General features: G+C 74.8%; 10 protein-coding genes. 3 read left to right on the top strand and 7 right to left on the bottom strand.

All coding sequences use genetic code 11. The features are described from left to right. Positions 1-321: 321 nt before the first annotated feature. Together AB0881_RS29960 and AB0881_RS29955 are read right to left on the bottom strand one after the other, a co-directional pair. Positions 322-2,592 carry a glycoside hydrolase family 3 C-terminal domain-containing protein gene (locus AB0881_RS29960; protein ID WP_366622213.1) on the bottom strand — a complete coding sequence of 757 codons (2,271 nt, stop codon included), beginning with the start codon at positions 2,590-2,592 and terminating at the stop codon, positions 322-324. A 158-nt stretch (positions 2,593-2,750) separates the two neighbouring features. Beyond that, the gene (locus AB0881_RS29955; protein ID WP_366622211.1) at positions 2,751-3,809 is read right to left on the bottom strand and encodes a polyprenyl synthetase family protein; all 1,059 of its coding nucleotides are present in this window, start codon (positions 3,807-3,809) and stop codon (positions 2,751-2,753) included. A gap of 64 nt (positions 3,810-3,873) precedes the next feature. On the opposite strand from AB0881_RS29955, the gene metF reads away from it, so the two are divergent. Next, entirely contained in the window at positions 3,874-4,809 is a 936-nt protein-coding gene (gene metF, locus AB0881_RS29950; RefSeq protein ID WP_366622209.1) for a methylenetetrahydrofolate reductase [NAD(P)H], read from the top strand. Here metF and AB0881_RS29945 read toward each other — a convergent pair. Genes AB0881_RS29945 through AB0881_RS29925 form a run of 5 tightly spaced genes read right to left on the bottom strand, consistent with a single transcriptional unit; the run spans position 4,746 to position 7,380 of the window. Then, positions 4,746-5,345: a GNAT family N-acetyltransferase gene (locus AB0881_RS29945; RefSeq protein ID WP_366622207.1), complete on the bottom strand. Its 600-nt coding sequence runs from the start codon at positions 5,343-5,345 to the stop codon at positions 4,746-4,748. The two genes, metF and AB0881_RS29945, sit on opposite strands and share 64 nt — an antisense overlap. Positions 5,346-5,355: 10 nt before the next feature. After that, on the bottom strand, positions 5,356-5,688 hold the full coding sequence (locus AB0881_RS29940) for a hypothetical protein (RefSeq protein WP_366622205.1): 333 nt from the start codon (positions 5,686-5,688) through the stop codon (positions 5,356-5,358). Position 5,689: 1 nt separating this feature from the next. Then, positions 5,690-6,508 carry a hypothetical protein gene (locus AB0881_RS29935; protein WP_366622203.1) on the bottom strand — a complete coding sequence of 273 codons (819 nt, stop codon included), beginning with the start codon at positions 6,506-6,508 and terminating at the stop codon, positions 5,690-5,692. Between the two features lie 42 nt (positions 6,509-6,550). Next, the gene (locus AB0881_RS29930; RefSeq protein ID WP_366622201.1) at positions 6,551-6,910 is read right to left on the bottom strand and encodes an arsenate reductase family protein; all 360 of its coding nucleotides are present in this window, start codon (positions 6,908-6,910) and stop codon (positions 6,551-6,553) included. Continuing rightward, complete coding sequence (locus AB0881_RS29925; RefSeq protein WP_366622199.1) at positions 6,907-7,380, bottom strand: YbaK/EbsC family protein; 474 nt, start codon at positions 7,378-7,380, stop codon at positions 6,907-6,909. Before AB0881_RS29925 ends, AB0881_RS29930 begins: the two co-directional genes overlap by 4 nt. A gap of 72 nt (positions 7,381-7,452) precedes the next feature. Here AB0881_RS29925 and AB0881_RS29920 point away from each other — a divergent pair, with 72 nt between their 5' ends. Next, on the top strand, positions 7,453-8,217 hold the full coding sequence (locus AB0881_RS29920) for a L,D-transpeptidase family protein (RefSeq protein WP_366622197.1): 765 nt from the start codon (positions 7,453-7,455) through the stop codon (positions 8,215-8,217). Between the two features lie 193 nt (positions 8,218-8,410). Further along, a complete protein-coding gene (locus tag AB0881_RS29915) occupies positions 8,411-8,902 on the top strand; it encodes an SAV_6107 family HEPN domain-containing protein (RefSeq protein WP_366622195.1) in 492 nt (163 codons plus the stop codon). Positions 8,903-9,303: the final 401 nt, after the last annotated feature.

Raw genomic sequence — 9,303 nt, 5'->3', positions numbered from 1 at the left:
CGGGGGCGCCGCCTGCGGGCGGGACGGTCCGCGTCGCCGTCCGCGGGCGCGGCGGTGCGGGGCTCGGGGACGGCGGGGCGCGGGCGGTCGAGGTCGGCCCGGGAACGGGCGGGGGCTCCGGCGGGCACCGGTACGGCAGGCACTGGCAGGGCGGGCACTGGTACGGCGGGCACCGGGACGGCGCGCGCGGAACGGGAGGGCGTCCTCCCGCGGGAGGGATCGTGCGGCACAGGGGGCTCCGACTCGGCGGGGACGGACGAAGTTGGCCTCTATTTGTATCGCGCGCATTCGGGGCGCGGCAGGCGAACAGTGATCTTTACCTCAGCAGCGGGCACCGCCCTGGGCGAAGGAGCCCTGGAGCGCCGCGTCCCGGGAGGAGCCGCCGACCGTCACTTTGTAGCACCCGGGTGCGACGTTCCACGCGCCGCCCTCCTCGTTCCAGTACGCCAGGGAACGGGCGGTGAGCGGGAACGTGACGCGCGCGCTCGCGCCGGGCGCCAGGGTCACCTTCTGGTAGCCCCTGAGCTGCCGCGGCGGCTGCGGGACGTCCCGGCCGGGCGAGGGCAGGCCCAGGTAGAGCTGGGGCACCGCGGTGCCGGGGCGCGTGCCGGTGTTGGTCACCCTCACCCGGACCGAGCCGGGGCTCACCTCTAGGTCGCTGTAGCGGAACGTCGTGTACGAGAGTCCGTGCCCGAACGGGAAGCGCGGCGTGAGGCCCTTCGCGTCGTAGTGCCGGTAGCCGACGAGGACGCCCTCGGAGAAGGTCACCGTCTTGTCCACGCCGGGGTACTGGGCGGGGTTCCCCGCGGCGGGGGCGTCGCCCGCGCTCGCCGGGAAGGTCACGGGGAGCCGCCCGCCCGGGTCGACGTCCCCGTACAGGACGCGGCCGAGGGCCCGGCCCGCCTGCTGGCCCGGGTACCAGGCGGCGAGGACGGCCTTGACCTCGTCCACCCAGGGGGTGAGCACGGGCCCGCCGGTCTCCAGGACGACGACCGTGTCGGGATTGGCCTTGGCGACCTCCGAGACGAGCGCGTCCTGGTCGCCGCGCAGCGGGTCGCCGCACTGGAGGGTGAGGCAGGACTTGTCGAAGAACTCGCCCTGGCTGTCGGTGACGAAGACGATCGCCACGTCGGCGGCCCGGGCGGCGCGGGCGGCGGCGCCGCGGTCGCCGCCGTCGTGGTAGGTGACCTTCGTCCCGGCGCCCGCACGCGCGGCGATGCCCGCCCGCGGCGACACGCGCGTGAACGGCTCGACCTTCGCCGACCCGAACCCGTTGGGCGCCGCGTCGGCGCCCTTGCCGATGAGGGCGATGGAGCCGGGGGAGGCGAGCGGGAGGGCGCCGTCGTTCTTCAGCAGCGTCATCCCGCCCTCGGCGAGCAGCTGCGCGGCGGTCTCGCTCGCCGTGCGGTCGATCCCCGACAGGTCGTTGGGGTGGGCGGGCCGGTCGAAGACGCCGTGCCGGAACATCGTGCGCAGGATGTTCAGCGTGTGTCCGTCGATCGTGGCCTGGGCGACCTTCTTCTGGGACACCGCCCGCTTGAGCAGGAACGCGTTGTACTTGAGCCCGATCGGCAGCTCCAGGTCCAGCCCGCCGTTCGCGGCGGTGGCACCGTCCTTGGCGGCGAAGTGGTCGGAGGCGACGAGGCCGCCGAAGCCCCACTCGTCCCGGAGGATCTCGTTCAGGACGGCGCCGTCCTCGCACGCCCAGCGCCCGTTGAGCCTGCCGAACCCGCACATGACCGCCGCCGGCTCCGCGTCCTTGACGGCCGTCTCGAACGGGACGAGGTAGATCTCGCGGAGCGTGCGCTCCGCGACCTTCATGTCCAGGGAGAGCCGGTCGGTCTCCTGCGTGTAGACGGCCATGTGCTTGACCGCGGCCAGCACGCCCTGGTCCTGCGCGCCGCGGATCCAGGACGCGCCCAGCCCGGCCGACAGGTACGGGTCCTCGCCAAAGCCCTCGAACGTGCGGCCGTTGAGGGGCGTGCGCAGGACGTCCACGGTCGGGCCGAAGACGACGTCGTTGCCGCGGTGCCGGGCCTCCCAGCCGACGACCCCGCCGTACTTGCGGGCGGCCTCGCGGTCGAACCCGGCGGCGAGGGCGATCGGGGCGGGCAGCGCGGTCGCCTTGCCCTGCCGCACGCCGGCCGGCCCGTCGGCCATGTACAGCGGCGGGATCCCCAGCCGCGGGATGCCGTGGTTGGTGTCGGCGTGCGCCGTCTCGATGAGCCCGCCGAGCGGCCCGCCCAGCGGGTCGTCGGCCGCCAGCAGCGCGATCTTCTCGTCCGCGGTCATGGCCTTGAGGAGCAGCCGCGCGCGCTCGCCGGCGTCCAGCGAGGCCGCGCACCAGGGGCGCTGGACGGGGTCGCCGCAGCGGGCGGCGGCGCGCGCCTGCGCCTGTGTCCGCGCTTGTGCCTCGGCCTGTGTCCGCGCCTGGGCGGGTACGCCGGCCGCGGTGCCGAGGGCGGCCGCGGCGAGGACGGAGACCAGGGCCCCCGCGACCGGCCTCCAGCGCCTTCCCCCGCTCCGCTTCGAGTACGGCCCCCGCGCGGGGGCGGCGGCGTCGGTGGCGGCGTGCGGCGTGTCGGCGGCCATGCCGCCATTTCTGCCACCGTTCGGTGGGAGAGTTCTAGCCGTCGCGGCGATTTGGCCACATCACGCCACCCCGGTCGCTTCGGCCATTTCCGGGGCGAGTCGCCCCAGTCGCCCCGGTCCTCTTGGTCGCCGCAGTCGTCCCGGTCGCCCCTGCCGTCTCAGGCCTTCCGGGCGGTGGCGGCGACGGCGAGCTCCTCCAGCGCGGCGCGGGCGTCCGCGGCGATCGGCGCGGCGGCCAGGGCCGCGGCGGCCCGGTCCGCGTACTCCTCGATCATCGCCTCGCAGGCGGCCAGTCCGCCGGTGCCCTCGATGATCGAACGCACCTCGGCCACGCCCGCGGCGTCCAGCCCGGGATCGCCCAGCAGCCGCTCGACCGTGGCGGCCTGGCCGGCGCCGGCCCGCTCCAGCGTGTGGGCGATCAGCACCGTGCGCTTGCCCTCGCGCAGGTCGTCCCCGGCCGGCTTGCCGGTCTGCGCCGGGTCGCCGAACACGCCCAGCACGTCGTCGCGGAGCTGGAACGCGATGCCCAGCGGCCGCCCGTACTCCCGCAGCGCCGCCACCACCTCGGAGGAGCCGCCGGCGAGCGCCGCGCCCAGGTGCAGCGGCCGCTCGATCGTGTACTTGGCGCTCTTGAACTCCACCACCCGCAGCGCGGCGTCCACCGTGCCCGACCCGCGCACGCCCTCCAGCAGGTCGAGGTACTGGCCGCACATGACCTCGGTCCGCATCAGGTCGTAGACCTCGCGGCCGCGGAGCCGGGCGTCCTCGTCCAGGCCGCTCCACTCGAACATCTCCCCGGACCAGGACAGGCACAGGTCGCCGAGCAGGATCGCGGTGCCCTCGCCGAACGGCCCGGCCGGGCCGCCCGCCCAGCCCTCGTCGCGCGCCAGCGCCTGGAAGCGGCGGTGCACCGACGGCTGGCCGCGGCGGGTGTCGCTGGAGTCCATCACGTCGTCGTGGATCAGCGCGCTGGCCTGCAGCAGCTCCAGCGACGCCGCGGCGGCGACCACCGCCTCCCGCGGCTGGGCGCCGCCCGCGGCCCGCCACCCCCAGTAGCAGAACGCGGGACGCAGCCGCTTGCCACCGGCCAGCAGGACGTCCAGGGCGGTCAAGAGGGGCGCGAGATCCGGGGAGATGGCGAGGAGGCCTGGACGCTGCCGGTCGACGAACGCCATCAGGGCCTCGTCGACCTCCTTGCGGACGCGGCTGGTGGACATGCTGTGATCGTATCCGGACGCCGCCGCCCGCCGGGACCGTCCGGAACGGCACTACCCTTGGAGGATGCGACCCGAACGCCCCGATCGCGCCCCCACCATCCGTGAGCTGCTCGCCGCCGGGGGCAGGTCCTTCTCCTTCGAGTTCTTCCCGCCCAAGACCGAGCAGGGCGGCCGTACCCTCTGGCGCACCATCCGCGAGCTGGAGACCCTGCACCCGACGTTCGTCTCGGTGACCTACGGCGCGGGCGGAGGCACCCGCGACACCACCGTCGACATCGTCGAGCGGATCGCCACCGACACCACCCTCACCCCGGTCGCGCACTTCACCGCCGTCAACCACGCCCAGGCGGAGCTGCGCAACCTCATCGGCCGGTTCGCCGCCGCCGGGGTGCGCAACATCCTCGCGCTGCGCGGCGACCCGCCGGGCGACCCGATGGGGGAGTGGATCAAGCACCCCGACGGCGTCGAGTACGCCTCGGACCTGGTCCGGATGATCTGCTCGTACGGCGACTTCTGCGTGGGCGTCGCGGCGTTCCCGTACAAGCACCCCCGCTCGCCCGACATCGAGAGCGACACCCGCTGGTTCGTGGAGAAGTGCCGGGCCGGCGCCGACTACGCGATCACCCAGATGTTCTTCCGCGCCGAGGACTACTTCCGGCTGCGGGACCGGGTCGAGGCCGCCGGCTGCGACACCCCGATCATCCCGGGGATCATGCCGGTCACCAAGATGAGCACGATCGATCGGTCCGAGCAGCTGTCGGGCGCGCCGTTCCCGCCCGAGGTCAGGGAGCGCTTCGACGCCGTCGCCGACGACCCGGAGGCGGTGCGGCGGCTGGGCATCGAGCACGCCGCCGAGCTGTGCCGCGAGTTGCTGGAGCAGGACGCCCCCGGCATCCACTTCATCACCTTCAACCAGTCGACCGCGACCCGCGAGGTCTACGGGCTGCTGGACGCCGCCTCGTACGCCGCCAGCGGCAGCACCGCCCCCATCACCGCGTAGGGCGGCCCGCCGCCCGGGAAGTCGAACCCGGTCAGCAGGTCGACCATGCCCACCGAGCGGTAGAGCCGCCGGGCGGGCGTGTCCGGCCTGCGGTCCAGGGTGGACAGCACGACCGTGCGCTCGGGCCGGCCCTCGCACAGCGTGGTGAGCAGGCGCCGCCCGAGCCCCCGGCCCTGGTGGTCCGGATGCACGTGCAGCTCGGCCACCTCGAACGAGTCGTCCAGCCAGCGCGCCGCGTGTTCGGGGCCGCCGGCCTCCGCCAGCGCCGCGTACACCACGTCGTGCCACCACTGGCCGTGCTCGCCCGCGAAGCCGTACCCGAAGCCCTGGAGCGTTCCGCCGAGCGGGAGCACGCCGCGGCGCTCGGCCACCACCGCGCGGAACCGCGGATGCGAGGCGTGCCGGTCCATGATCGTGTGGCGGCCGGGGAGCTGCTCGGCCGGCGGCCGCATCGCCGCCGCGTACACCGCCAGGATCGGGCCCAGCCGCCGCTGGAACGCCCGGTGGTCGATCTCCCGCAGCTTCGCTTCCTTCACCCGCTAGAGATTAGACCCGCGCGACGGTCCGCCGCGTCGCCGACAGCCGGTCGTAGATGTCCCAGAGGATCTTGTCGGCGGCCTTCTGCAGCGATCTCCGGTTGGCCTCCAGCTGCCCGCCCCACTGCCGCGCCTCCGGGCCGAGCCACGCGTCGGTGCCGTTCAGCGTCCGCACCGCCGGGTCGAGGGCCTTGCGGAGCCGGTCGATGCCGCCGTAGGCGTCCGCGTACGCCTGGTAGAGCTCGCGGTACGCCGGGTTCGGGCGCTCCGTCGGCGGGAGCTGGGCCGCCGCGGCCGAGTCCAGCGGCGGCGGAACGCTCCCGGGAGGCGGCGGCGCGGCCATGTCAGCCCGCCTTCCGGTCCAGGCCGAGCCGGTTCAGGGCCTCGCGGGTGCGGTCGCTGAGCGCCGCCCCGGCCAGCACCCGCACCGCCACCGGCCGGATCTCGGCGTGGTCGGCCTGCGCCAGGAACGCCCGCAGCCACCGCACGTCCATCGCCGTGTGGTGGCTGGCCGTGCCGAGCGACTCCCGCACGGCCGCCAGCCGCGCCTCGTCGTCGCCCGCCGCCTTGAGCAGGTCGGCCGCCGCGGCCGGGCCGAGCCGCTCGTACAGCTTCTCGGTGTAGTCGGGGTCGCCGGCGTTGGCCTTCAGGTGCTTCCAGACCGCTTCCGGAACGGGCTCGCGGTCCTGGACGGCCGCCGCGACCGCCAGCGCGTCCGTCCTGGCGGCCTTCGCCGCGTCCTGCCGGGTCGGGAAGTTGCCGAGATCGCCGCCGGCCCCGACCGGAGTGATCGGCCGCGGGCGCGCCGGCGCCTCCACCGGCCTCGGGCCGGGGGACGGGGCCGGCGAACCGCCGCCCGGCGTCCCCGGGAGCACCGGCACCGCCGGGGCCTCCACCCCGCCGCCGCGGTCGGGATGCGTGACGGCGTAGTTGTAGCGCCGGGTCAGCATGCCGAGCTGCCCGGACGCCCACTCCGCCACCCGCTGCGCCTCCCGGTACCCGGTGGCGGGGACGCCCGGCGGCGGGCGGTGCCCGTTCAGCCAGCCGCGGATCGCGTTGTCGGCGTCCTGCATCTGCCGGATCAGATGGTTGAGCGCGGGCGGGTCGATGCCGCGGAAGTCGGCGTCGCGCGCGGCCGGGCCGGTCCGCATCTGCCCGGTCATCGCCCCTCCCGCCGCTCGCCGGCTACCAGGATCACACCCGCGTCACGCGCTGTCGAGGGCCTCGCGGACCGACTCCGGGTCGCGCGCCACGACCGCGGCGCCGTTCCCGCCGAGCACGATCGGCCGCTGGATGAGCGACGGGTTGGCCACCATGATCTCGATCCACCGCGCCCGGTCGCGCTCCAGGTCCTTCAGGCCGAGCTCCTTGGCGACCGGCTCGTTCAGCCGCGCCACGTCCCACGGCTCGGCGCCGATCCGCTCCAGCACCGCGGCGAACTCCTCGGCCGTCGGCGGCTCGTCCAGGTAGCGGCGCTCCACGTACTCCACGCCCGCCTCGTCCAGCGCCGCCTTCGCCGCCCGGCTCTTGGAACAGCGCGGGTTGTGCCACAGTTCGGTGCTCATTCGTCCATCCCCACGTCCGCGGACTCGCCGCCGGTGATCCGGAGCAGTTCATCGTACGAGGTCGGGAACACCGTGTGCGGGATCCCGCCGGCCGCCCAGACCTGGTCGTACTTCGCCAGCCACTCGTCCACCAGCGTCCGCACCGGCGCCGGATGCCCGACCGGCGCGACGCCGCCGATCGCCTGCCCGGTCGCCTCCCGGACGAACTCCGGCCTCGCCCGCTTCACCTTCGCCGCGCCGACCAGCGCGGCGACCTTGGCCGTGTCGACCCGGTGCGCGCCGCTCGTCAGCACCAGCAGCGGCGCCCCGTCCGCGTCGAAGATCAGGCTGTTGGCGATGGCCCCCACCTCGCAGCCGACCTGCTCGGCGGCGGCCTTCGCGGTGGGCACCGGCTCGGGCAGCTCCACGACCTCCCCGGCCGCGCCCGACTCCCGCAGCGCGCGGGCGACACGTTCGACGTTGGGATGCATGGCGACCACTCTAAAGTGTCGGAATCCTCCCCGCGGGCACGCGCGTCCAAAGGGGATGACGCGAGGAGCCACATGAGCATGAAGCGCGGCATTGCACTGCTCACCGGCGGAGCCCTGTTGCTCGCGGGCTGCGCGGACGACAAGCCGGCCGCCGAGCAGGCGAACACCCCCACCGCCTCCCCGACGACCACGACCCCCGCCCCCAAGCCGCCGCCCCGCACCCTCAAGGCCGGAGCCAAGGGAGCGGACGTCGAACGGCTGCAGAAACGCCTCAAGGACCTCGGCTACGACCCCGGCAAGGCCGACGGCAGGTACGGGATCTCCAGCCAGATGGCCGTGTGGGCGTTCAAGAAGGTCAACGGCCTCAAGGTCAACAGCACCGTCGGCGCGAAGACCTGGGCCGCCCTGGACGCGCCGCGCCCGCCGCGTCCCATGGCCAAGCGCCGCGAGGCCGACCGCGTCGACGTCGACCTGCGCCGCCAGTACCTCGTCGTCTACCGGGACGGCAGGCCCAGGCTGATCTCCCACATCTCCTCGGGCTCCGGCGAGTACTACTGCGCCAAGGACCGCGGCGCCACGGTCGCCCGCTGCCGCTACGCCACCACCGGCACCGGCGACTTCCTTACGGGCCGCCGCGCGTCCGGCTGGGAGGTCTCGCCCCTCGGCCGCCTCTACAACCCGATCTACTTCAACGGCGGCATCGCGTTCCACGGCGCCCTCGACGTCCCCCGGTACCCGGCCTCGCACGGCTGCGTCCGCCTCCCGATGCACATCGCCGAGTACTTCCCCGACCTGGTGAAGACCGGCGCGCCCGTCCATGTTCGACGCCCGAAGTGACACTCGTTCGAACACGTTGACGAATCGGCGTCAGGACGGTTTACTGTGAATGCGTCGAACTTATGTTCGAGGTGGTACGGGACTCGCGGACCGTGCCAGGGCGACGTCCCCGCCAGAGACGGCGGGACGGACGGCCGGGCGGAGTGAGGGGAAGCTCTCCGCCCGGCCGGCCCGAGCCCGGAAGGAGGCAGTCATGTCCGGAACGATGACCGCACACGGTCTCCACTCTTCTGCCCAGCGCATGCCGAGCCCCCGCCCGCGCGCGCTGCCGGCGCCGCGCCCGGCCCAGACCGCGGTCGGCCAGCTGCACGCCGCCCGCATGGGCCTGGCCGAGGCCGCCGAGGCCACCACGCCCGCGGTCCGCTACGTCTGCGCGCACCTGTCCGCGCTGCGCGCCGCCGCCGCGGTGCTGGCGTCCAAGGAGCCCCGCGACACCCACCACCGCGGCCGCCCCCGCAGCGTGTGGGTGCTGCTCCCCGAGGCCGAGCCGGCTCTGCGCGAATGGGCCGCCTTCTTCGCCGCCGGCGCCGACAAGCGCGCCGCCGCCGAGGCCGGCCTGCCCAGCGCCGTCACGTCCCGCGAGGCCGACGAGCTCCTCCACGACGCCGAGGTCTTCGTCACCCTCGTCGAGGACACCCTGGGCGTCCCCGGCCAGCCGACCCTGCCCATCCCCGAAGCCAGCTGACCGTGTTCATGTGAGACGCTGAGACGCCTTGGCGTCAGGCCTCGACGGCCTTCCTTCGGCGGCGCCTCGCGATCGTCGGCATCGCTCCGAACTCGCCTTGACGCCTGGCTTCGCGACCGGTTCCTCGCGGGCTCGGAACCGGCTTCGCGCGCGATCGCGGAGAGCGGGCCCGCCGTGAACACGTCCCACCGAGCGGCCGAGGCCCCTCCCCTTACGCCCCGGCCGCACCGCGCCGGGGCGCCGAGCCACCTCCCTTCCCCAGGCCCCGGCGCCCCGGCCCGCCCCGCCCCGAGTGCGCCCGCCAGATTCGCCCGCTGAGTCCTCCCGCCCGCGGCGTTCGCGCAGAACGCCCGTCTGGGGCCGGGCCGGGCCAGGGCGGGATCTCCGTTGTCCGGCCGGGC

It is taken from the genome of Spirillospora sp. NPDC029432, from assembly GCF_040703975.1.
Lineage (GTDB): Bacteria > Actinomycetota > Actinomycetes > Streptosporangiales > Streptosporangiaceae > Spirillospora.
This window is presented reverse-complemented; position numbering and strand designations above follow the sequence as displayed.

Coding starts and splice junctions, on each gene's coding strand:
- AB0881_RS29930 (WP_366622201.1), bottom strand. CDS start 6,910: ATGAGCACCGAACTGTGGCACAACCCGCGCTGTTCCAAGAGCCGGGCG.
- AB0881_RS29940 (WP_366622205.1), bottom strand. CDS start 5,688: ATGGCCGCGCCGCCGCCTCCCGGGAGCGTTCCGCCGCCGCTGGACTCG.
- AB0881_RS29915 (WP_366622195.1), top strand. CDS start 8,411: ATGTCCGGAACGATGACCGCACACGGTCTCCACTCTTCTGCCCAGCGC.
- AB0881_RS29960 (WP_366622213.1), bottom strand. CDS start 2,592: ATGGCCGCCGACACGCCGCACGCCGCCACCGACGCCGCCGCCCCCGCG.
- AB0881_RS29935 (WP_366622203.1), bottom strand. CDS start 6,508: ATGACCGGGCAGATGCGGACCGGCCCGGCCGCGCGCGACGCCGACTTC.
- AB0881_RS29920 (WP_366622197.1), top strand. CDS start 7,453: ATGAGCATGAAGCGCGGCATTGCACTGCTCACCGGCGGAGCCCTGTTG.
- AB0881_RS29955 (WP_366622211.1), bottom strand. CDS start 3,809: ATGTCCACCAGCCGCGTCCGCAAGGAGGTCGACGAGGCCCTGATGGCG.
- metF (WP_366622209.1), top strand. CDS start 3,874: ATGCGACCCGAACGCCCCGATCGCGCCCCCACCATCCGTGAGCTGCTC.
- AB0881_RS29925 (WP_366622199.1), bottom strand. CDS start 7,380: ATGCATCCCAACGTCGAACGTGTCGCCCGCGCGCTGCGGGAGTCGGGC.